This is a genomic window from Pustulibacterium marinum (assembly GCF_900116665.1).
GTDB lineage: Bacteria > Bacteroidota > Bacteroidia > Flavobacteriales > Flavobacteriaceae > Pustulibacterium > Pustulibacterium marinum.
The window spans coordinates 1-21056 of the sequence record NZ_FPBK01000006.1; the positions used below are offsets into that span (position 1 = coordinate 1).

The following is a 21056-nucleotide window of genomic DNA, read 5'->3' on the forward strand; positions in this document are numbered from 1 at the left end:
GATGTCGCGAACTACTGATACAAATATGTGATGCAGAGGGGATTGAGATCTTAAAAGGAGTTGTAAGTCAAGACCATGTGCACATGCATATAGAATATGCTCCTAAATATAGTATAAGCTCAATAGTGAAACAAATGAAGGGAAGAACATCAAGGAAACTTCAACAAGAGTTTAGTTCACTGGGTCATACTTACTGGGGAAAACATTTTTGGGCAGTAGGTTATGGAGTGTGGAGTACAGGAAATGTAACAGACGAAATGGTAAATGAGTACCTAGAGCATCACCGTAAAGATTCTTCAGATAATTCTAATTTTATATTAGAATAGAAATGAGGGACTTATAGTCCCTCGTGTTATCAAACCTCTGGACTTTGAGTCCAGAGTGGTTTAGTATTTGTAGTGTGGTCTATAAAAAGTTGTATATTGTTCATGATATAAATGAGTTGTACTTTATTAAGCAAATCGAAAATCAATACCAAATGAAATCTCTATCTAATATTTCTAAAAATGAATTGACAAATTTTATTAAATTAAATAAAGATTTTAAACTTGTTAATAAAGGAGAAACTACATTTATATCTATTAATAAAACGGTTAATACTGATGATGTTATACTTTTACTTGAAAAACTACGAAAAGAAAAATTTGAAATAACTTTTCACGACACACTTCACCCAACGATAAGTGATCCAGGAGCATACTTTAGTTACTCAACAGAAAAATCTGAAAATGAAAATATTTGGAGTATGACTTATGGAAACCATGGTTGGTCAGGAGGAATTTACCATATAAATCAAAAGACATTGGCAAAACAAATAACAAATTTGATTCACAAAACACCAATGAGCGAAATTCAAATAACTGATGTTTGTTTCTTATCTGATTATCCAATAAAAGACGCTGAAAGCAGTACAAAAAAGGATTCCGAAATTTTTCAAATACATAATAAAAACTAATGCCAACAAACATCTAAATTAAAAAAAGTAGTCTAATAATGATAGTATAGAACTATAATTTCATCATAAGGCCTTGCTCAATTTACTATTGCAAAAGCTTGTTCTAAGAGTATGTTTGGTAAAGATAATTCTTAAGAAAATCATTAATTTTCAAACCTTAACTGACGCTTATAAGTGACCTTTTTGTGTAATATTACCATAAAATTTATCCAAAATTGAAGAGATATGAAATTAAAAAATCTTCGTCCCATGATTTGGACTGACAAATTTGATGAAACCATAGACTTCTACACAAAAATTATAGGATTTATAGTTGGCGAAAGAAATGATGACTGGGGTTGGGCTTCTTTATATAAGGACGAAGTAGAAATTATGATTGCTAAGCCTAATGAACATACACCTTTTGAAAAACCGATTTTTACGGGGAGCTTTTATTTCAACACCGACCAAGTAGACGAACTGTGGGAAGAATTAAAAGATATAGCAAAAATCTGTTATGAGATTGAAAATTTTGAATGGGAAATGCGAGAATTTGCCATTTATGACAATAATGGATATTTGTTACAGTTTGGACAAGATTTGGAAAAATGAAAGCCAGCTCACAACAAAGATCTGAGTTAAAAAACAAGTCTCATAAGGATACTATAGAACTATAATTTTATCATAGGCTTTTGCTGATTTTGCTATAGCAATAGCTTGTTTTAAGAGTTTGTTTGTTACTATGTTGTTTTGCCAACGACGATACTCCAGCGCGCATATAGAACCACCTTTTAGCTATTCTGTTACTGGGCTAAGAGGAAGTTTTAAAATCTATTTGGAATTAGCGAAACCCAAAGGTTTGTGTATATTTATACAATGTATTAGCCATCATTCCAAGAAAATGACCAATGCCTTAAGAACTAATTAAAAATGAATGAAATTGATCTTAAAAGAATTTCAAGACTAACAGCTATTCTAACACAGTTACAAACAAAACGTCTTTTGACGGCAACAGAGTTGGCAGACAAATTTGCTGTTAGTGTACGTACCATTTACAGAGACATCAAAGCATTGGAACAAGCTGGAGTTCCTATTTTAACCCAAGAAGGTAAAGGTTATACTTTAATGGAAGGATATAAAATTCCTCCTGTGATGTTTTCGGAAAGTGAAGCCAATGCCTTGATTACAGTAGAACAATTAGTGGTTAAAAACAGAGATAGCTCACTTATTAAAGAATACCAGGAAGCCATCAACAAGATAAAAGCAGTTTTACGATATTCTACCAGAGAAAAAACAGCATTATTATCACAGCGATTGGCTGTTAGTCCTGCCATATCGGGCGTAAATACAAGTAATTCACTAATGTTAATTCAAAATGCTTTGACAAACTTTCAAGTGCTTCGTATCACGTATCAACGAGAAGATGAAAACAAAAAATCAGAAAGACTCATAGAACCTTTTGCTTTGTATTACAGTTTGCAGGAGAATTGGACACTGATTGCTTATTGTAGGTTAAGAAAAGATTACAGAATGTTTCGGCTAGATAGAATACAGACAATTTATCAAACGGAGTTAATATTCAAACCTCATACGCTCACATTACAGGAGTATTTGGCTGAAAAAGAAAAAAATTTCAAGACCCCTGACACACTGTTGTCATGACCTGAATTTACTTTTGCTCTAGAATTTAAATCCCTAAAAAATGAGTTTAGTATCCATTCGTATTATTACTACCGATGTAAAAGGTTTGGTAAAATTTTATGAGAAAGTTACAGGTATGCCAATAGTGCAATACACACCTGATTTTGCAGAGCTACAAACAAAAACAGCCACCTTGGCTATAGGAAGTACCAAAACATTGCGTTTTTTTGGTGGAGAAGCTGTGGCTCAGGCTTCAAAAAATCGCAGCGCTATTATAGAGTTTTTGGTAGATGACGTAGAAAAAGACTATGAAAGATTGGCTGATTTCTTAGAACCCTATATGGTTCAAAAACCTACAACAATGCCGTGGGGAAACAAATCGCTTTTATTCCGTGACCCTGACGGTAATTTAGTCAACCTCTTTACACCAACGACTCCAGAAACTATTAAGAAATTTGAAAGTAAGCAATAGGTGTTAATTACCATTGGAGTAGACGGCCGTGAACAATAGGTCACGGTGCGTCTTTTATCTTTGCAAAACGATGTTACGAACATTACTAAATTGAATGTGTTAGTTTAGATTAATATCATTTAGGCTTGATCATCTTGTCAATCAGTATCGTTATTTCCTCGGTTATTTTGAGGAATAATAAAGAGCAGCAAAACATAAGATATTTTAATTTGCCAATTACTTTTGGGAATTAAAAGCAAAAACAGGTAACAAAGACGTTAATCGTTGCACAACTCCTTTCTAAAACCAGAGAATAAGTTATACAAAGTCGCTCCAAAGCGGTTTCTCGTTTAAGGGGACAGTAGTTATTCTTGGAATTGTGGGATTCTTCCATAGTCTTTTTCATGAGAAGTGTGTTTGATTGATTACCAAATGCCATTTTTAGCAAGAAATACAAAAACAAATTTATGAGCCAACCCTTTGGAAGACGGCTGTGCATGTGTAAAAATGGTGCCGTTTTACAGAAAAAATAGATTAGTGTAAGAAAATGATAGTATAAAAATCAAGATGGCATAAAAATTTGTATTTTTGATAAAATAAACTTGTTGACAAAAATTAAGACAACCATTATGATAAGAAAATTATTTTTTTTTGTGCTTTCTACTATTTTTTTTAATCTAAATGCCCAAGTACAAATTTCAAATTTCACATACAACAGTGTTGAAGTATCTAACCCTGCATATCTTCAAGAGTTTAATAACAAAATTTTCTTTCCAGCAGGAAATGATGGTTCTGGTAGAGAATTATGGTCAAGTGACGGCACTTCATTAAACACAAATTTAGTTATAGATATTGAACCAGGTGAAACTAATGGTTTGACTACTTTTTTTTCAACTGAACTTAATAATGAATTATTTTTTACCGCAAAAGTTGACAATAATTATACGGGAGGTGGCGAAATATGGAAGACTAATGGAACTGAGGAGGGCTCATCATTTGTAACTACTTTCGATGGAAGATTATATGGAATGACTACGGTTGGAAATGAGTTTTTCATGACAATAAAAACGGGTGAGAATACCTTACAAATTTGGAAATCAGATGGTACAGATTCAGGGACAATCTTGGTGAAAGATAATATTTCATTATGGAGTACGCCATCCTTTCAAGGAAGTGTGAATAACTCTTTTATTTTTACAATTCAAGTACCGTCAACAAATAATGTAAAGGTGTGGAGAAGTGACGGTACAGATATTGGAACTTTCCCGCTAACAGGAGAAATGGATGGTAATGGTTCTATGAGTACCAATGAGTTAAGTCAGTATATACATTATAATAATAAATTGTATTTTATTACACGTTCTTTTTTATATGAAACTGATGGAACTCTTAATGGAACAAACAATATTGCAAGCGTGTGGAATGCTCAGTATGATTTAGCTAACTTTGGTGATGCTATTGAGTTGAATGGTAAAATGTACTTTTCTTTTTTTTCTAGCGATTTAAAAAAGTTATCTATATATGAATCAGATGGAACTACCAGTGGAACTTCTGAAATTTATACGGTAACAAATAACCAATATTTCTATCCTTCATATTTAAATACCCTTGGTAATAATTTGATTTTTTCTTCTGTAAATTCTAATAATGGTACATCACTTTTTTATTTGGATAGTGATACCAATTTAGTGACAGAAATACTAGAAGTAGACCAAGCACCGCAACAACCGCCAGCTTTTTTAGGAAATTATTCTGCATTATCGTTGGATAATATAAATGATAATCTATTTTTTGTTAGTTCGCCTAAAGATACGTGGCCACAAAGAAAAGGATGGATACTAGACATAAATTCTTTAACTCTAGATCCGGTTGAAGCATTAGATAATATAGTTCATGGAGCATTTGGCCGAAAGTTAATTTATAATAATGACTTGTATTATTCTAAAAATGCTCAATTATGGAAATTAGACTCTAATACATTAAATATTAACTCAATTAATAAAATTGAAAGTATACATTTATACCCTAACCCAGTATCTGATTTTGTTTATTTCAGTAGTCAAAATTATATTTCCCAGGCTAAAATTTATGATATGAACGGTAAATTGGTACTAGAAAAAAACATTAATTCTATTAATAAAATTAATATAGCAGGTTTAAATCCTGGTGTGTATATTATAAAATTTATTGGTAGAAATGGTGATATGACATATAAAAAGTTCGTGAAAAAGTAATTTGGGATAACAAAATTGATTAGCCCAAAATAATTCCTTTTTAAAACGAGAGAATAAGTGAACAAAGTCGCTCCAAAGCGGCTTTTTTGTTTATATAGATAGAGAAGGTGTGAATTAAAAAGTTGTATATTGTTCATGTTATAAAGTAGTTACACCTAATTAACTCACTATTGAAAAAGTTACTTTTAATAATACCATTCATTTTACTTGGAAACATTTGGCAAGTATTTGCACAGGAAAGTGAACTGAATAAATTGGAACAATTTAAAAGTATTAAACTGACTGATACGTTGTGGATTGATATTAAAAAAGGAGGATGTTTTCATGGTAGCTGGAATAAACTAATAATCGTCAAAGTCAAGGAAGAAATTCAGTTAATTAAAATTAATGATGTTGCAAGATTTGTTTTGAAATACGACAAAAAGGCTGTTTTATATAATGCGGAGGAAGAATGGATACGAAAAAACTTAAGAAAGATAAAAGAAGCTGAAAATGTTTTGAACATAAGCAGAGAAGAGTACATTCAAACAATAGATAAGATAATAAATTTGATTTCAATATCTGAAAATAGTGCTTCCCGATTTAGTGGTGAATGGTCAAGCATTACGCTTTCCATGAATGATTTAAAGATGTACTTAACGTTATAAATAATTAATCAATGAAACCCATTTGGAACACAATAAATAAAGTGATTGGATTTGTAAATCTGATTATTGGTATGATTATTTTTTATATGCTTTTTGATCTTACCAAGCACCATTTCAATACTATTCAAAGCTTATCTGAACATAACGGATTCCATAAAATTGAAACCTCTTTTTTCGATTTGATATTAGAGAAATGGAAAATACTCTTCAATGCTACTTTGTTTACAGTATCTGGAATGCTACTACTTTCCAAGAAGAAACTTGGTTGGATTTTGAGTTACAGTTGTTGGATTGTTTCAGCTATCATTCTGTTACCCATTACCATTTATGGTATGAGAGGTGTTACAACAACACTACATGAATACGAATATTGGGATCAAGTTTATGGTGGAATTGGGTTGTTATTTAGTTTAACCGTATTAATTCTTCTATCCCTTCAACCCATTAGAATACTACATAACATAGATAGAAATTCTTGGCTTTTGAGTTTCGGCATTGTATTACTGATATTTTTGATGAAGTCAATCATTTAAAAGAGTCCATACTGCAACGGTAATCATCGAATAACTCCTTTGTAAAACTAGCCAATAAGTTCTGGAGTCGCTCCAAAGCGACTTTGTTTTAGTATAATTGAAATAGCTCTTAAACCTTAGATTGTTTTTACAAATAAACAGTTTGATGTGTTAAAATTTGTATACTTGTATTGGATTCTGTTTAATGATATAGCTATGAGATACTTACTTATCCTATTTTTTCTATGTACAGGTTGTTATTTTGGTTTTGCACAACATACAGCGTATACCACTTATTCTTATAGTGAGTTTGTAGCTATGATGCAACAGGAGCAAGACTCGGTATTTTATTTGAAGAATGCCTTGATAGATTATAATCCCGAAACCGATTCTGAACGTTTTAAGGATGTTTTTGGTACTAATACAGGTCTTATTTCTGATTCACGGGGAAAGATAGTTATAGATAAAGTAGTAGAGCTAGAAAACGTACAGTTTTTAGCCTATCCTTATAGTAATGATAACGGTTCTTGGATCAATGGGGTGTTAAAGGATATTCATTTTAAGAAAGATGTGAATTTTACAGAAACCAACTCTTTACACATATCTAGCTGTATTTTTGATGGTCAATTTATGTTCTATGAAGAACTTTATAATGAAGAAGATTTAGATGTATACACTACGTCTTCTATGTTGATTCAAAACTCAACTTTTAACCAATTTTTTCTCTTTAAAAATAGATTGAAGAATAATAGGACAGATATGGTGAACCTAGTGAACAATGTTATGGATACTCATCGTGAAAAGAATAATTTGGTCATAGAAATTTACAATACGGGTTCAGTAATCATTAGTGGAAATACGCTTAAAACGGAGGGAGCTATTCAGTTAAATTTTGAATCAGAAAGTGTTGATTTTCTAATCAAAGGAAATGATTTTATTTCAAAAAGTGCGCAATTGACGTTTGAGAAAATAGATACGAGAGTCAATATCACCGAAAATACGTTTAGTGCGCCTGTAAAATTCTATACAGAAAAGCTAGATTCCAAAGATCAGATCGATTGGAATCAATTTGAAAATCATTTGATAGCAGCTCAGTCCTATTACAATTTTGCAAGAAGTATAGCATCATCTAATAGAAAAAATTTAACGGAGCGTTATTTAGATTCCATTCGGTATTACAACAAAAGCATTTTTGTAAATGAAATAGGATTAAAAGGAATGTTTTATGATTATTACCGGAGCAGGTATGACATAGAAACCGCCAATGAAGTATATATGGAGCTGAAAGATTTTGAAACCAAACGAATGCAAATACGGTATCAAAAAGACCCAAGTTTCAAAAGATTTTTTACCTGGAAGGTAAACCAGTTTCTAAAAGTTTTTTCTTCTTATGGAACCGAACCCGCTCGCGCCATTATTGTATCGTTATACGTCATCATGATCTTTGCTTTTATCTATTTGTTTTTCCCAAATACCTGGGATGTGCATGGAAAAAAGCGTATTATGGATAGGTATACATTTTTCTTTACCTATATGAATAAAGAAGCTGGTATGCATGAGGTATATCTTGCCAACAAACAAGAGTTTTTTTTGGAGTTTCAAGACTTTAAACTTTTGTTAGAAAAAAATGGAACAAAGGTCCCAAGGTTTTTTATGGTCACCGCGTTGCCGTTGTATAATTGGGCTATTTCAGGAACCAAACTGTCGGCTCGTATTTTGAAGAAGTTAGATTTTATGAAGGGAAGGTGGCAAGATTTACCTAAGAAAAAGAAAAGATGGAAGACGTGGTTAGTAATTCTGGTTTTTATCATAGCCATTGCCTATGATATTTTTATTAAAATACTGAATGCTTTAATGCTCTCTATCAATACTTTTACTACGCTCGGTTTTGGGGAGATTCCTATTAAGGGATTACCAAGATATTTGGCTATTGTACAAGGATTTATAGGTTGGTTTATGCTTACAATCTTTTCGGTATCCTTAATATCTCAGCTGTTAAATTAAAAAAAGGGAGTGGTTACCATCTGCCGAATGAAAAATGGTATCCAATATAATTAGCTAATTTCTAGTCATAGTTTGAAAAAAGTTTTGTAAATTTTAAAAACTCATACAACTATTTCATGATGAAGAAAGTCGTATTTATTTTGATACTTTGTCTTATTTAGCAAATGCTATGGGTACAAGATACTCTTGTTAGGTATTAGTGACGCTAAATTACTTGCGAAATTTGAATCTGACTTAGATCCTACATTCTACAAACGCTATAATGAACAACAGGCTTTAAAAGATTTTGAAGTCGGAAAACGAATAATTATTATTGGCGGTGATTTTGTTAGTGAAGCTGAGCTTACAAAGCGTCGGGCATTGGTAGAAAAATATGATGTAGAATTTGTTGGTTTATTAGGTTGTGAAACTAGTCAGGTGGAAATAAGAATAAGTTGTCGTTATAACGCAGTGATGTATCAATTGCTAGGCATTGAAGAGAAAGAGATGTTGTGGTAATACAATTATTTTTTAGTATGATGGGTTATGGGATGGTCAATGTAGGATATTATTATATCTGAAATTGAAAGAGAAATTCATCAATATAGGATCTATCAGTTATATATTTACAGTCATAACCAATACTTTAAACAAAAAAACTTACCGAATGAAAACATATGTAGTCTTAGTCTGTATACTATTGAGTATGTTCAGCGTATCTGCTCAAGATACCTTATTTATTAGAAAGGATGTGAATTGGGATCCTGATATTATAGAATACCAAACAGACACCTTGATATTTAACGCTCCAGAAGAACGTAGAAACCTATTAATTGGTAATACTATTTTAGAAGGTTCAGAAAATTATGGTTGGCGCCAAAATTTACATCTAAATCTAAAGAAAGTAGACTACTCAGCATGTTCCAATAACATTGAGATGGATTTAGAAAATAGAATAAATAGTATTCAGGTAACAGACACTACGCTTGTGGTAGATATAAATATAGTAGCGAATTGTTGTAGTAATTTATTATATGATGCAGCAGTGGACGATAACGGTACCTTACAATTGATAATACATGAGTACAGCGGATATTGTACCTGTGCCTGCTGCTTTGGGTTGGTTTTTAATTTTAAATTGGACAAAGAATTGTTTGATCCGAAAACTATTAAAAAGGTAATCATTGAAGATATTGAAAACACTTTAACAGATATTGATTGGAAGCAATAGTATTTATCAGCTGTAAGCTTCTAAAAGTGTTCAGTGGGCAATTTCATTAGTGTAAATCCATAAGATTGCAAGACTTAAAACTTTTCACTTTAATCTTAGAACTAAAAAGTTGTATCTTGATTCATTGTAAGCTACAACTAAAAACACTATATATTTAATTATGAATAAAGTAGTATGTATATTGATAATACTATTTTTTGGAAAGAATCTGTATGCCCAAGATTATAGTGACATCAGTTATTTAAAGTTTTACCAATTAACAAAAGCACACATTGACAAAGATTGCTTTGTGGATATAAATGAAGTTTCGAGACATCGCGTGGATCATGATACCATTTACATTAAGGTTGGAACAAAGCGAATACCATTTGTAGCTCGAAGAAAAGATAATGGCTTTGTAAATGAATTTAAAGATCTAAGTTTAACCTATCAACAAACAGATGATGCTATTGAACTACGTATCCCTGCTTTACGAGTTGAAGGTATTACAAACGACTCATTATACACTTCTGGCGTTGTAAGCTATTATTATAATAATAATGTACTAGATACAATTACCGCAGTAAAAGTAGCCTTTGATAAAAAGAATATTGCCGAAATACTATTTCAAAAATCAAAAAAGGAGTAGATCACCACTTATGAAAAAAACAATCATCATAGTGTTATTAGTTTTTTGGCAAGTAGCTATTTCACAAAACATTGAAAAAACGTTTGCAGGATGTTGGGGAAGTACAACATGGGAATTTCATTTTTCTAAAAATGGTCAATTTAAACGAACCTCTGCTGGACACTACGGTTTTACAACTGTTAAAGGAAATTATTTGATAAAAAATGATACCATTAGTGTTACTCATGGTTTCGAAAATACAGACGGAACAGTCAATAAAGCTTATATAATAGAAGACGATGTTTTAATTGATTTAACTTTGGGATATGGATATACAGCCATAGACAAGCCTTCTGAGTATTGTGATCTTCAATACCCTAAAATTAGAGCCGTAAATAAAGAAGTAATAGCAGAGTATCAAGATTTTCTAACTCTGGCATTCAACACTCCAGAAATGAAAAAGTATTACAATCTGAATACATATCCTGATAGAAAAATACACATTGCTAACTATTTTAAACTTAAGGCCTCTATAGTGATAAATGGACAAGAAGTTAGCCTTGAACCAAAAGAAGATATCAAAAGTGAATTCTATTTAGATATCATAGATCTTTTTAAATCTGGGAATATTTATTGGATGGTTGTAGATATTCATGATGGAAAAAAGGTTAAAATAATGAATATTAAATACAGTTTTGAAGGTGGTAAATGGAAAAAAGAAGCAGTGGATGTAATGAAAAATCATGGCTGGGTTAAAAAAGAATATTGAAAACAGCGGAATAAAAATAAGCAGGAATAGAGCTTAACTTATTTGTATAAAATCAATATCTTTAAGATTCTTTAATAAGTAAGAATTGTATATGATTCCAGCATTTAAAATTATTTGTGATAAGCTCATATTTCCTGTTATATATGTAACCACTTATGCAATTTCACATTGGATTTTTAAGCATGAATTTGATATACTGCTTATAGTATGTTTGGCTTTAATTATGTTTGTTATCAGCTATTTTAGAACCAAAAATTATGTAAACAACTGTCATTGGAATCATGAAGGTATCACTTTTTCTTATCAAACTAAAGTGTTTCAAAATGAATTAATTACATTTCACATTCCCTATAGTGCTGTTCATAAGTTAAAATTCAGAAAGGGATATATATCTATCAAATACGAAGATACAGAAGGCTTTCATTTTACGAAGGAATTTGTCTTTTTGGAGCATGAACTTTATAATAGTACGAAACAGCAATTACAACAAATGGTAACCACATGAAAGCAAAGCTTAGTACATTTTTATTTTTGATTATTTTAGGTTCGATATTTATCATAACAAGTTTTACGTTGCCAACTGATGATCAATTTCCTCATTTTGATATTCATGCGTCTTTTGAGATTACAGAATTACAAAAGAAGCATCATAAAAATGCGCAAAACGATGTACCTGAGTGTTTGCATTGGGAACTAGAGGCAACTACTATTAAAAAAATACTTCCTACATCAAGAATTATAGTCGGTTCAGAATGGCATCATCTATTTGATCATTATGCATGTGGTTATGAGTTAGAATTGCTGCAGAACAATGTTTCATATACCTGTACTGTAAATGGGGGAGCTTGGTTTACTATTGAAGAGAATGATGCTCTTGTGTTTTATGGTAGCTTTGAAGACGACATCAATAGTTATTTTATATCCGGCCCATGGAAAGAAGAGGAGTAAAGAATAAGACCTTGCACAAATGTTTAAGAGCCTCCTACTTTATAGGATTTCCTTGTGGACTTCTATTTATTTACGGTACACTGTTACTCATTTTTGTGGGAGGTGCAGATAGCATATTGCTTTTTATCTTTATAATTAATTATGCAATACCCACCGTAGGCTTATGTATAGCGTTTTTGTTTGCCTTGTATTTTGCCACTAAAGTAGCTTACACTGCTTTAGAGAAAGAAAATAGTATTTGGTTGGTCTCCTTTAAATATTCGGCGACAGTAAATATTATTTGTTGGGGTACGTTTATTTTATTACTACTTTTTAATATAGATAAAGAAGTCCTAATGTTTTTAGTGCCTCCTGTTTTAATGTGCATTGTTTGCACTTTATTAACTTCAGTAAGTTTAGGACTTTTTATGGCACATCAAATGAGTGTGTATTACAATAATGCATTACGATTAGTAGCTCCTGAAGAATAATCAGGTTACCATATAATTATCAAAAGAAAAATACAAACATCAATCATCATATAGTATGAAAATAAAATTATTACTTACTGTATTATTTGTGTGTACCGTTGTAAGTAGCGGTTTGTACAGCCTCACTACAGATAAGTTTATAAACCAAATGCCTTCTATGAAAAATTATAGACTTCTGATTCTTGGTCTTCTACTAGCACTGTGTTCTTGTAACGAAAAACAAAATGTTACAGAAAAGGAAACTGTTCAGCTATTAATGATAAATGCTTCTGATCTAAAACCATATCATAGTACTGTTGTGAACGGCGTATCCTTTGATTATGTAATTGAAGAAACTGATACTATTTATGCTACAACGAAGGATGCTAATTTTAAAACCATAGAAAACTACAAAGTAGGAACTCGTTTTGGAATATTTCCAGATTCTTTACAAAAACTTATGGTAAAAGAGTCTGGTTGGGGCTATTATGTTCCATTACTTTCCGGGTGGAATGCTGCTTTTTGTATTGGAAATTCCTGTACCGACAGTTTACCAAATACTCAGAGTAAAATCCAATGGTTCTTTAAGCGAAAAACAGCTCAATCTCCTTAAGAATTATTTGCGTACGTTTGTATTTCAATATCGTATGCATGAAAACATATTTAGGAGCCATAGGCGTTTTATTAGCCACAATTATACTGTTGATTTACAATATTTCTCAATTGGATTTTGAACATTTCAGTGATAATAAATTTGGAGGTATTGTTTCCAACTTGTTATTGATTATTAGTATGATACTGCTCATTTATGCTTTAAAAAAAGGAGACAAAACGCTTAAAAAATAATATATGAAAGCTGTTAGCTGCGCCATCATTTTCAGTATGCTGTTATTTTCCTGTACAGAAAAATCAACTATAGTTTTTAATGAAGTTCAAACTGCCGGAGCCATGCGAAATGTAATGCATGCCGGTGATTTGAGTGATCATATTCAATTGGATACCGTTCCTTCTGAAGGTTTACACGGCATTGGTCCGTTGACCAATTTAACCGGAGAGATCGTTGTTAATAATGGAAAAGTTTATGCCTCTCAAGTAAGTTCGGATAGTACCATGACCGTTCAAGAAATTCCTAATGCCGCTGCACCCTTTTTCGTGTATGAACATGTGAAGAAATGGGGAAGAGTTTCCAAACCTGTAAATATTCAATCACTAAAGCATTTGGAAAAGTTGTTAGACGAGATGGCTATCAAAATGGATCAACAGGTTTTTGCTTTTAAATTGGAAGGTACAGTTCCATCGGCTACCATTCACGTTCAAAACTTACCAGCAGGTACTGAAATACATTCCATGGAAGATGCGCATACTGGGCAAAAATCCTATGCTCTCAAAAATACCGAAGCCACGTTGATTGGATTTTATTCTACGCAACACAAGGGAGTATTTACCCATCACGATGCTAACATACATGTGCATTTACTATCTCAAGACCATAAGTGGCTAGGACATGTAGATGAGATTACGCTGGGAGACCTTGAGTTATTCATACCACAATCTTAGTTGATTTCGCCATGCAAAAAAATGTGGATGCTTATTTTACAGAAGGTTGTGGACGGTGCAAACTAGGCAATACACCAGACTGCAAAGTAGTCAAATGGCAGCAGATTTTGTTGAAACTAAGAAAGCTATTGGAGGACACAGAACTGAAAGAAACCTGTAAATGGGGGAGTCCTGTATATACTTTAAACAAAAAGAATGTACTGCAAATTGTAGCTTTTAAAGAATTTGCAGGCTTGAGTTTTTTCAAAGGAACTTTAATAAAAGATGAACACAAATTGTTATCATCGCCGGGATCTAATTCCCATCATGTTCGATTTGCAAAATTCACTACCATTGAAACGCTTCTAGAGAAAGAAAATCTTTTGATGGCCTACGTAAAGGAAGCTATAGCCATAGAAAAAAAGGGGTTGAAGGTAGAAAAACCAACAATTACTGAAACGATTCCTGAAGAATTGTTAGCCAAATTTCAGCAACAACCCGTACTTGAAAAGGCTTTTTATAATTTAACCCCGGGAAGGCAACGTGGTTATCTTATCTACTTTACGGGAGCCAAGCAATCAGCTACCCGAGAAAATCGAATTGAGAAATATACTGCACACATCTTATCCGGTAAAGGATTTCATGATAAATAATTACAGAAATTTTCTGCTTATCAATTATCAAAAAATCGGTGTCTTCGATTCCTTAGAATAACAGTACCAATATCGTGATCAACAAGATCAACGAGCACACCGAAATTCCAAATTGATACTCAATACCATCTTTTAAAGCATAGAACTTTTCAGCTTTATCAGTTTGTCCTAATTGTTTTAACCGATTTGCTTCTTTTGAAAAAGCCTCTTCCAATCGTGTTCCAAAAGTTACCCTACTTCCAGTACATAAAACAAGCAGAGGAATGTAGTAAGCATATAGTGTTTCTGAAAGTGAAAGTTTAGAATACGTTGTAGCATTTCTAAAGTTGTTGTTGTCTAGTGCCATTTTTGTTGATTTTGATACCTTACGAAGGTAGGGTCACTTCAAGAAAATAAAAATGACTTTTCTCAGGTAGGATACTTAATCGGCATACTTTTTCTCGCTCGCTGCTTTCCCGGTATTGTAATCAAAACCTTCAAATAAAACATAGTCCATTTTGGCCCCTAGGCCAGAAGTACCCTCTTTCAATTTTATAAAAATTCGGGTAATAAATAATTTATGATTGTTAATGGTGGTATATACTTTTGGGTGCGATTTGTACAGAATCAAATGGAGTTCTAGCTCTTTTGAAGCAGTCAAGTGCATCACGTAGTTATTACGGCTTTCGGATACTATTTTGAGTCCGTATGCAAACTTTCGTTGTAGTGTAGTTAATGGTTTTGTTTCTCCTTTATCGCTATATAAAATTCTGTATTCTTCAACAGGATCATCAGCATCTAAATTATTACCGTCCATTCGTGCATCGTATACATACGTATTTTTATTATCGCTATGCTGAATATAGAAAAGATGCAATCCATTTTTAGGAGGAACAGGATAGCCATCTTGAGCTTTCATAGCGCCAAAATAAAGCAAACCAAGGATTAAAAGGTAAGTGCGAAACATAGTTTGAAGGATTGATGATGGCCAAATATACGATATAAAAAGAAAAACTTTTACATATTGATGATGTTGGTCATTGGATACTAAGAAATAAATAAAAGGAGTTGATATATCCCTTTTTTTGTTGAACATGTTCTGAATGTTTCGGAAATTTGTGTTGAAATTTTTGAACGATGATCAAGCAAGTTTTCATCATCTTTGGATGTCTTTCCTTAGGTAAAATATTTGTAGCAGTAACAGGACTTCCACTTCCTGCGAGTATTGTGGGTATGCTGATCTTAACAGCACTATTAATGAGTGGAAAAGTAAAAATCACCGATGTTAAAGATGTAAGTGATTTTTTTAATAAGAACATGGCCTTCTTCTTTGTTCCAGCAGGAGTAGCTATTATGCTTTATTTAGATGTAATTAGCGCATCTTTTTGGCCAATATTGGTCGCAGCATTTGTAAGTACTACTTTGGTCTTGTTAGTTACCGGTTGGACACACCAACGCCTTAGAAAAAGAAAAAAATGATAGCAGCTTTAGATAACCCCATGTTTTTTATAGCGCTTACTGTAGGAGCATACTGGTTGGGTACCATTATACAGAAGAAAACACAACTCGTTTTTCTTAACCCCATATTATTAGCCATGCTTTTTATTATAGGGTTTTTGATGCTTACCGGTATTGATTATGAAGTGTATCATGTAAATAGTGAATTTATAAATATGCTGCTTCAACCAGCTATTGTTTGTTTGGCAGTTCCTCTTTACCGTCAATTTAAACGTATCAAACAGCAGGCTTGGCTTATTGTTATGAGTTCTTTTTTAGGCTGTGTAACAGGAATTATAAGTGTGGTACTTATAGCTTGGTCAATGGGCGCACCTAAAGAAGTTGTATTTTCAATGGCGCCAAAATCTGTCACCACTCCAATTGCCATGGATGTATCCAGAGTTATTGGCGGAATACCCTCTTTAACTGCCGGTGTAGTCATTTTTGTGGGAATCTTTGGTGCAATGTTTGGATATCTTATTATGAAACTCTTCAAAGTGAATAATCCTATTTCACAAGGTTTTTCCATAGGCATGGCTTCGCATGCGCTGGGTACTTCTAAATCAATGGAAATAAGTCCATCTTTTGGTGCTTTTTCAACGGTTGGACTCATTGTAAACGGTATTTTGACAGCAATCTTAGCTCCGGTAATTATTCAAGTTCTCAGCTATTTTATTGATTTTTAGAAGCGTTTTAAGTATTTCAGCAATTAATAAACTGTGAAATTTATAGCGTCGTCTATAAAATCAGCTTGCTGGTAGATTTCATTTATTTTTCTGTAAATAAATGGCGTATTTCGAAGTGTAATTAAAAAATGAACGCCATGAGAACTATAAAAATTTTTACCAGTGCAATGTTGTTGTTGGCTGTTTTTTCAGTTCATGCGCAACAAAAAGGAACAAGTAAAGGGCAAAATAAGAATAGTGTAACCGTTTCAAAAAATCATAATACACAAACGAAACAAGTAAGCAGAAATCAGGTTACTTATAAAAAATCTGAACCACAAGTTGTAGCTAGGAGAAGTACTGCCAATACTACCATGAAAACTGTTTCCCATAATAATAAAAATTATTATGTAGATAACGGGACATATTATAGATCTTACAACAATAATTATATAAAAGTAGCGCCACCAACGGGGTTGGTGATAAGCACACTTCCATCGGGTTATTTTACCATTCATATTGACACTAGAAATTACTTTTATTACGAAGGAGTATACTATCAAAATTCAGGGAATGGATATGCAGTAACCACGCCACCTGTGGGCACCATTGTGTATGCCTTACCTGCAGATTATGAAAAAGTAGCAGTAGATGGCATAGCGTATTATGAGTACAGCGGTGTTTTGTATAGTAAAGTTAGATATGATGGAGAACGAGCTTATGAAGTTGTAGGATATTTAAATTAAAATAGAATCAATTACATACCTTCCAGATATTCACTGAGTTAGTTTCTAATAATGGTTGTAGCTCAGTTGTCTTCCAAACCATTATGATTGTACATTTTTATTATTATTTGAATTAGCTTGTTAAACCCAACTGTAAATCAGTTGGGTTTAATTTTTGTATTTACTCAAAGTAACTGTATCTAATAAAAAAATATTATTTTTGGATAAACCCAACCAGTAACTATCCATGAAAAATACTGTAGCACCTTCCAAAAAGTTTAAGGAAAAAGCAAGTTTAGCCATAGCAGCCGTTACTTTTTATTTCATTATTTATATACTTTTATTAAGTGGTTCATTGGCCATTACTGGCTATGCTATTTATGGAGGAATTTCGTTAATTATAAATTTTCCACGAATTTTTACGATTTTATTAGGAATAGGTATAATACTCTTCGCCGTTTTGATATTGGTCTTTTTGATTAAATTTTTATTTGTTAGAAATAAGATAGATCTAAGTGGATTTATTGCTTTAAAAGAAGAAGAGGAACCGGAGTTTTTTAAGTTGGTTTATGATTTAGCAGAGGAAGTTGGCACCAAAAAACCTAAAAAGATCTATTTGTCACCAGAAGTAAATGCTGCGGTGTTTTATGAACATCCAATTTTAAGTATGCTGTTTCCTGTTTCTAAGAATTTGGTAGTTGGTGTTGGTTTGATCAATAGTATGAAAGAGAATGAACTCAGAGCTATTTTAGCGCATGAATTTGGACACTTTTCACAACGCAGCATGAAAATAGGAAGTTACGCAGCTAGCGCCAACAAAATGATTCACAATATGTTGTTTGAAAATGATTCATACCAAAATATGGCTTCTTCAATCAACGGCGGACATATTATAGTAAATCTATTAGTAATGTTGGCTTTGGTATTTGTTCAAGGAATTCAATGGATACAATTTCAGCTGTATATTTTGGTAAATAAAAGCAACTTAGCTCTTTCAAGAGAAATGGAGTATCATGCAGATGCTATTGCTACTTCTGTCACTGGATCTGAAGTTATGAAAACTGCTTTACTGCGCTTACAAGTATGTGATACTGTTTTAGAAGAATCTATTCGTTACTATTCAGATTTAATAGATACGCGCCAAATAGGTACCAAAAACATTTATCGTGTATACAGTAACATGCTGAAAACATACGGAACAACGGAAAAACTACCAATGGAAAGTGACTTGCCTATGGTGGATCTAGAGCATTACAGGAAGAGTAATTTTAGTTTTTTAACCTTAAAAAATAATTGGAGTTCCCATCCTGATATTGAAGATAGAATTTCCCATGTTTCTAATTTGAATTTTTCAGGGAGTAGTGTTTCTTCTCATGAAGCCGTTTTTCAATTGAGAGCAGCTGAAAAATATGAAACTTATTTTACCAATAAAATCTTCTATCTATCTGGTCGAAATAAAAATGTAGCTTTTGAAAGTATCGAAGATTTTGAAACTACTTATACCACAGAAAAGGATACGTTACAGCTATCGCCGGTTTTCAATGGTTATTATAAAGAGCGTGATATAGTAGCAATAGATTGGAACCAAAAAGTAGACACGGCCATTCCATTTTCTGAATTGTTTTCTTCTACAATGGTTCGTACTGTTTTTGACGTACAATCGCTTTCCAAGGATATTGAGTTTATAACCAATATCATAAAACAGAATTCTGGTAAAAGTTTAGGTGCAATTCAATTTAAAGGAAAACGCTACAAAGCGAATAATTTGGTCAGTTTGAAATACACGCTCATAAAAGAAAAGAAAGCCCTTGAAGCAACACTAGATCATAACGATGCTAATATTTTTCATTATTTTCTAAAGGAAGAAGCGGCATTAGGTGTATCCAACCCACAGCTGAAAAGTCAAGTTTTAAAGTATACAGTATTTAAGGAAGAACTCAAAGAACTTAAAGCTACGGAAGCACGCGTCAAGGAAAAATGTGCATTTTTTGCTATGGAACTACAGACAGCTATGATTCATAGCCATATAAAAAGTTTACAGCATGCGGAAATTGACTTTAAAGCAGCTATTGAAAAAATAGTAAAAGAAGATACCTTCCGTGTGCATATCAAAACATCTGAGTTGAAATTTCTGGAAAGATATGTTCAAAATAAGCTTCAATATTTTGCTTTACGAAATTATATTCAAGCAGATTTAGAAATTCTTTTTGCAGCTATAGCTGCGTTTAATTCAGTTTTAGAACGTCCTGTTTTGATGCAGAAAAAGCAAGTTTTAGATTATATGGCTACACTAGTTTCAGAAAAAGCCTCTGCTGCATAAAATTAATTGGTATTGAGACAAATAATCATCGTGTTGCGGCCACTAAGCTTTCGGGTATTGCATTTGGAGTTTTGATGTATGAAAAGGAAAACTCTTCGTCCATAATATTTTCCAATAGCCATTTTCCTTCGGTATATTCAAACACCCATAAGTGTGTTTCGTCTTTATATCCTTTGGCTCCTTCAACAACTTTTTGGTTGGTTCTATCTATCAGGTAATCTTCAATCATGGCAGAAACTTCAAAAACTACTTTTGATCCTTCTAAGGTGATTTCATCAAAAATTTCAATGTATAGCGGTTTTATGTTGCTAATGGTGTCTAGATTACAAATGTTTTGTTGGTTTTTTGCTTTCCAACGATCTAAGTGAACCAATTGTTGATTCTGCCAATACCAAGGGTTTACATAGCGCTGCACTTGTGACATATCTTCATTACTCCATGCTTCGTAAACATTTGTAAAAATAGTTTTTACTGTTTTTTGAAGATGTAACCATCCAAAATTGGGGTTTTTAAATCCTAATTGGCGTAATAGCTTTTTTGTTTTTTGAACCTTGAAAAAGGTAATCACTTTCATATATAGAATAAATGGTAGTAGAATAATTGCCAAAATGCCCATGATCATTTTTCCCCACCATGTTTTAAAAAATGCTTTTGCAATAGCGCCGCCTGGTCCGGCCAAAACAGGTTCAACATATAACAATAATGCAATGAGTACTACAACCGGAATAATGTAGTGGTAGTTTTTGGTTTTCATAAGATAATTTTTAAGCCCATGATTATGGATAGCAGGGTCATAAAGCTAATTAAAAATATTTGTTTTTTGCGTAAATTTCTTTTGTTCAGTGCGATAACTCCCGATAAGATAAATACGATGGCAAATAATAACATGGCATAATTTTCTCCAGTATCATTTTTATAAAGGGTTTTATCTTTATCAATATAGATTTCTTCAATTTGTTTATTGAAATACGTAGTATATAACAAAACCTGATCTCCGGGTTGCAATATGTTGTAAATCTCTTCTGTAAATTGATCGTTAATTTCTTTAAAATTAATGGTATAGGTAGTGTTGTCAAATCGGCCACGGGTTTTCACATTTTTGGACACTACATGATTTTGAATCTCTTTATAAGGCAGAAATATTTCAATAAAAAACAATAGTCCTACAATAATAGGGATGAATGCTATTTTCTTTAAAATTTTACCAATATTACTATATTTCATTATTTTCTATTGATTAGAATCATCGGCTAAAAATAGAAATAAATCTCATGT

Annotated in this window: 28 protein-coding genes; 24 read left to right on the forward strand and 4 right to left on the reverse strand. The window is 32.4% G+C overall.

The window, feature by feature from the left end:
* From tnpA to BM383_RS09585, 20 genes are all read left to right on the forward strand, one after another.
* The coding region (tnpA, locus tag BM383_RS09490) for an IS200/IS605 family transposase (protein WP_093024899.1) at positions 1-326 on the forward strand (326 nt) is incomplete at its 5' end.
* Positions 327-478: 152 nt separating this feature from the next.
* Positions 479-955, forward strand: coding sequence for a hypothetical protein (locus BM383_RS09495; RefSeq protein ID WP_143106386.1), 477 nt, complete (start codon positions 479-481; stop codon positions 953-955).
* Positions 956-1180: 225 nt separating this feature from the next.
* Positions 1181-1546, forward strand: coding sequence for a VOC family protein (locus BM383_RS09500; protein WP_245766562.1), 366 nt, complete (start codon positions 1181-1183; stop codon positions 1544-1546).
* Between the two features lie 318 nt (positions 1547-1864).
* On the forward strand, positions 1865-2596 hold the full coding sequence (locus tag BM383_RS09505; protein ID WP_093024901.1) for a helix-turn-helix transcriptional regulator: 732 nt from the start codon (positions 1865-1867) through the stop codon (positions 2594-2596).
* Positions 2597-2636: 40 nt separating this feature from the next.
* Positions 2637-3047: a VOC family protein gene (locus tag BM383_RS09510; protein WP_093024902.1), complete on the forward strand. Its 411-nt coding sequence runs from the start codon at positions 2637-2639 to the stop codon at positions 3045-3047.
* Between the two features lie 608 nt (positions 3048-3655).
* The gene (locus BM383_RS09515) at positions 3656-5260 is read left to right on the forward strand and encodes a T9SS type A sorting domain-containing protein (protein ID WP_143106387.1); all 1605 of its coding nucleotides are present in this window, start codon (positions 3656-3658) and stop codon (positions 5258-5260) included.
* Positions 5261-5430: 170 nt separating this feature from the next.
* Positions 5431-5907: a hypothetical protein gene (locus BM383_RS09520; protein ID WP_093024904.1), complete on the forward strand. Its 477-nt coding sequence runs from the start codon at positions 5431-5433 to the stop codon at positions 5905-5907.
* Positions 5908-5918: 11 nt separating this feature from the next.
* Positions 5919-6440: a hypothetical protein gene (locus BM383_RS09525; RefSeq protein WP_093024905.1), complete on the forward strand. Its 522-nt coding sequence runs from the start codon at positions 5919-5921 to the stop codon at positions 6438-6440.
* Between the two features lie 195 nt (positions 6441-6635).
* A complete protein-coding gene (locus BM383_RS09530) occupies positions 6636-8423 on the forward strand; it encodes a potassium channel family protein (protein ID WP_093024906.1) in 1788 nt (595 codons plus the stop codon).
* A 186-nt stretch (positions 8424-8609) separates the two neighbouring features.
* The gene (locus BM383_RS09535; protein ID WP_093024907.1) at positions 8610-8921 is read left to right on the forward strand and encodes a hypothetical protein; all 312 of its coding nucleotides are present in this window, start codon (positions 8610-8612) and stop codon (positions 8919-8921) included.
* A 148-nt stretch (positions 8922-9069) separates the two neighbouring features.
* Positions 9070-9633 (forward strand): hypothetical protein, encoded by a 564-nt coding sequence (locus BM383_RS09540; protein WP_143106388.1) that lies wholly within the window; start codon positions 9070-9072, stop codon positions 9631-9633.
* Between the two features lie 181 nt (positions 9634-9814).
* Entirely contained in the window at positions 9815-10261 is a 447-nt protein-coding gene (locus BM383_RS09545) for a hypothetical protein (protein WP_143106389.1), read from the forward strand.
* Positions 10262-10271: 10 nt separating this feature from the next.
* A complete protein-coding gene (locus tag BM383_RS09550; RefSeq protein ID WP_093024910.1) occupies positions 10272-11009 on the forward strand; it encodes a hypothetical protein in 738 nt (245 codons plus the stop codon).
* 91 nt (positions 11010-11100) lie between these two features.
* Positions 11101-11514 (forward strand): hypothetical protein, encoded by a 414-nt coding sequence (locus BM383_RS09555; RefSeq protein WP_093024911.1) that lies wholly within the window; start codon positions 11101-11103, stop codon positions 11512-11514.
* Positions 11511-11957 (forward strand): hypothetical protein, encoded by a 447-nt coding sequence (locus tag BM383_RS09560; protein ID WP_093024912.1) that lies wholly within the window; start codon positions 11511-11513, stop codon positions 11955-11957. Before BM383_RS09555 ends, BM383_RS09560 begins: the two co-directional genes overlap by 4 nt.
* Positions 11939-12427, forward strand: coding sequence for a hypothetical protein (locus BM383_RS09565; protein WP_093024913.1), 489 nt, complete (start codon positions 11939-11941; stop codon positions 12425-12427). Before BM383_RS09560 ends, BM383_RS09565 begins: the two co-directional genes overlap by 19 nt.
* A gap of 55 nt (positions 12428-12482) precedes the next feature.
* Complete coding sequence (locus tag BM383_RS09570) at positions 12483-13019, forward strand: hypothetical protein (RefSeq protein ID WP_143106391.1); 537 nt, start codon at positions 12483-12485, stop codon at positions 13017-13019.
* Between the two features lie 38 nt (positions 13020-13057).
* Positions 13058-13252: a hypothetical protein gene (locus BM383_RS09575; RefSeq protein WP_093024915.1), complete on the forward strand. Its 195-nt coding sequence runs from the start codon at positions 13058-13060 to the stop codon at positions 13250-13252.
* A gap of 3 nt (positions 13253-13255) precedes the next feature.
* Entirely contained in the window at positions 13256-13963 is a 708-nt protein-coding gene (locus tag BM383_RS09580; RefSeq protein ID WP_093024916.1) for an acetolactate decarboxylase, read from the forward strand.
* Between the two features lie 11 nt (positions 13964-13974).
* Positions 13975-14595 (forward strand): YdeI/OmpD-associated family protein, encoded by a 621-nt coding sequence (locus BM383_RS09585; protein WP_093024917.1) that lies wholly within the window; start codon positions 13975-13977, stop codon positions 14593-14595.
* A 52-nt stretch (positions 14596-14647) separates the two neighbouring features.
* Here the strand turns inward: BM383_RS09585 and BM383_RS09590 are convergent, their stop codons facing one another.
* Entirely contained in the window at positions 14648-14941 is a 294-nt protein-coding gene (locus BM383_RS09590) for a hypothetical protein (protein WP_093024918.1), read from the reverse strand.
* Between the two features lie 75 nt (positions 14942-15016).
* The gene (locus BM383_RS09595; RefSeq protein ID WP_177229100.1) at positions 15017-15541 is read right to left on the reverse strand and encodes a DUF4833 domain-containing protein; all 525 of its coding nucleotides are present in this window, start codon (positions 15539-15541) and stop codon (positions 15017-15019) included.
* A gap of 170 nt (positions 15542-15711) precedes the next feature.
* Here BM383_RS09595 and BM383_RS09600 point away from each other — a divergent pair, with 170 nt between their 5' ends.
* From BM383_RS09600 to BM383_RS09615, 4 genes are all read left to right on the forward strand, one after another.
* The gene (locus BM383_RS09600; RefSeq protein WP_093024920.1) at positions 15712-16053 is read left to right on the forward strand and encodes a CidA/LrgA family protein; all 342 of its coding nucleotides are present in this window, start codon (positions 15712-15714) and stop codon (positions 16051-16053) included.
* Entirely contained in the window at positions 16050-16757 is a 708-nt protein-coding gene (locus BM383_RS09605; RefSeq protein WP_218157928.1) for an LrgB family protein, read from the forward strand. The genes BM383_RS09600 and BM383_RS09605 overlap by 4 nt, the downstream gene beginning before the upstream one ends.
* Positions 16758-16894: 137 nt before the next feature.
* Positions 16895-17482, forward strand: coding sequence for a DUF6515 family protein (locus tag BM383_RS09610; protein ID WP_143106392.1), 588 nt, complete (start codon positions 16895-16897; stop codon positions 17480-17482).
* 226 nt (positions 17483-17708) lie between these two features.
* Complete coding sequence (locus BM383_RS09615; RefSeq protein WP_093024922.1) at positions 17709-19781, forward strand: M48 family metalloprotease; 2073 nt, start codon at positions 17709-17711, stop codon at positions 19779-19781.
* A gap of 25 nt (positions 19782-19806) precedes the next feature.
* On the opposite strand, the gene BM383_RS09620 is transcribed toward BM383_RS09615, so the two are convergent.
* A complete protein-coding gene (locus tag BM383_RS09620; RefSeq protein ID WP_093024923.1) occupies positions 19807-20535 on the reverse strand; it encodes a Tim44 domain-containing protein in 729 nt (242 codons plus the stop codon).
* Positions 20532-21005 (reverse strand): hypothetical protein, encoded by a 474-nt coding sequence (locus BM383_RS09625; RefSeq protein ID WP_093024924.1) that lies wholly within the window; start codon positions 21003-21005, stop codon positions 20532-20534. The genes BM383_RS09620 and BM383_RS09625 overlap by 4 nt, the downstream gene beginning before the upstream one ends.
* Positions 21006-21056: the final 51 nt, after the last annotated feature.

Excerpts from the sequence above, each read along its gene's own strand:
- BM383_RS09495 (WP_143106386.1), top strand. The coding sequence starts at position 479 with ATGAAATCTCTATCTAATATTTCTAAAAATGAATTGACAAATTTTATT.
- BM383_RS09500 (WP_245766562.1), top strand. The coding sequence starts at position 1,181 with ATGAAATTAAAAAATCTTCGTCCCATGATTTGGACTGACAAATTTGAT.
- BM383_RS09505 (WP_093024901.1), top strand. The coding sequence starts at position 1,865 with ATGAATGAAATTGATCTTAAAAGAATTTCAAGACTAACAGCTATTCTA.
- BM383_RS09510 (WP_093024902.1), top strand. The coding sequence starts at position 2,637 with ATGAGTTTAGTATCCATTCGTATTATTACTACCGATGTAAAAGGTTTG.
- BM383_RS09515 (WP_143106387.1), top strand. The coding sequence starts at position 3,656 with ATGATAAGAAAATTATTTTTTTTTGTGCTTTCTACTATTTTTTTTAAT.
- BM383_RS09525 (WP_093024905.1), top strand. The coding sequence starts at position 5,919 with ATGAAACCCATTTGGAACACAATAAATAAAGTGATTGGATTTGTAAAT.
- BM383_RS09530 (WP_093024906.1), top strand. The coding sequence starts at position 6,636 with ATGAGATACTTACTTATCCTATTTTTTCTATGTACAGGTTGTTATTTT.
- BM383_RS09540 (WP_143106388.1), top strand. The coding sequence starts at position 9,070 with ATGAAAACATATGTAGTCTTAGTCTGTATACTATTGAGTATGTTCAGC.
- BM383_RS09550 (WP_093024910.1), top strand. The coding sequence starts at position 10,272 with ATGAAAAAAACAATCATCATAGTGTTATTAGTTTTTTGGCAAGTAGCT.
- BM383_RS09555 (WP_093024911.1), top strand. The coding sequence starts at position 11,101 with ATGATTCCAGCATTTAAAATTATTTGTGATAAGCTCATATTTCCTGTT.
- BM383_RS09560 (WP_093024912.1), top strand. The coding sequence starts at position 11,511 with ATGAAAGCAAAGCTTAGTACATTTTTATTTTTGATTATTTTAGGTTCG.
- BM383_RS09565 (WP_093024913.1), top strand. The coding sequence starts at position 11,939 with ATGGAAAGAAGAGGAGTAAAGAATAAGACCTTGCACAAATGTTTAAGA.
- BM383_RS09570 (WP_143106391.1), top strand. The coding sequence starts at position 12,483 with ATGAAAATAAAATTATTACTTACTGTATTATTTGTGTGTACCGTTGTA.
- BM383_RS09575 (WP_093024915.1), top strand. The coding sequence starts at position 13,058 with ATGAAAACATATTTAGGAGCCATAGGCGTTTTATTAGCCACAATTATA.
- BM383_RS09580 (WP_093024916.1), top strand. The coding sequence starts at position 13,256 with ATGAAAGCTGTTAGCTGCGCCATCATTTTCAGTATGCTGTTATTTTCC.
- BM383_RS09585 (WP_093024917.1), top strand. The coding sequence starts at position 13,975 with ATGCAAAAAAATGTGGATGCTTATTTTACAGAAGGTTGTGGACGGTGC.
- BM383_RS09590 (WP_093024918.1), bottom strand. The coding sequence starts at position 14,941 with ATGGCACTAGACAACAACAACTTTAGAAATGCTACAACGTATTCTAAA.
- BM383_RS09595 (WP_177229100.1), bottom strand. The coding sequence starts at position 15,541 with ATGTTTCGCACTTACCTTTTAATCCTTGGTTTGCTTTATTTTGGCGCT.
- BM383_RS09600 (WP_093024920.1), top strand. The coding sequence starts at position 15,712 with ATGATCAAGCAAGTTTTCATCATCTTTGGATGTCTTTCCTTAGGTAAA.
- BM383_RS09605 (WP_218157928.1), top strand. The coding sequence starts at position 16,050 with ATGATAGCAGCTTTAGATAACCCCATGTTTTTTATAGCGCTTACTGTA.
- BM383_RS09610 (WP_143106392.1), top strand. The coding sequence starts at position 16,895 with ATGAGAACTATAAAAATTTTTACCAGTGCAATGTTGTTGTTGGCTGTT.
- BM383_RS09615 (WP_093024922.1), top strand. The coding sequence starts at position 17,709 with ATGAAAAATACTGTAGCACCTTCCAAAAAGTTTAAGGAAAAAGCAAGT.
- BM383_RS09620 (WP_093024923.1), bottom strand. The coding sequence starts at position 20,535 with ATGAAAACCAAAAACTACCACTACATTATTCCGGTTGTAGTACTCATT.
- BM383_RS09625 (WP_093024924.1), bottom strand. The coding sequence starts at position 21,005 with ATGAAATATAGTAATATTGGTAAAATTTTAAAGAAAATAGCATTCATC.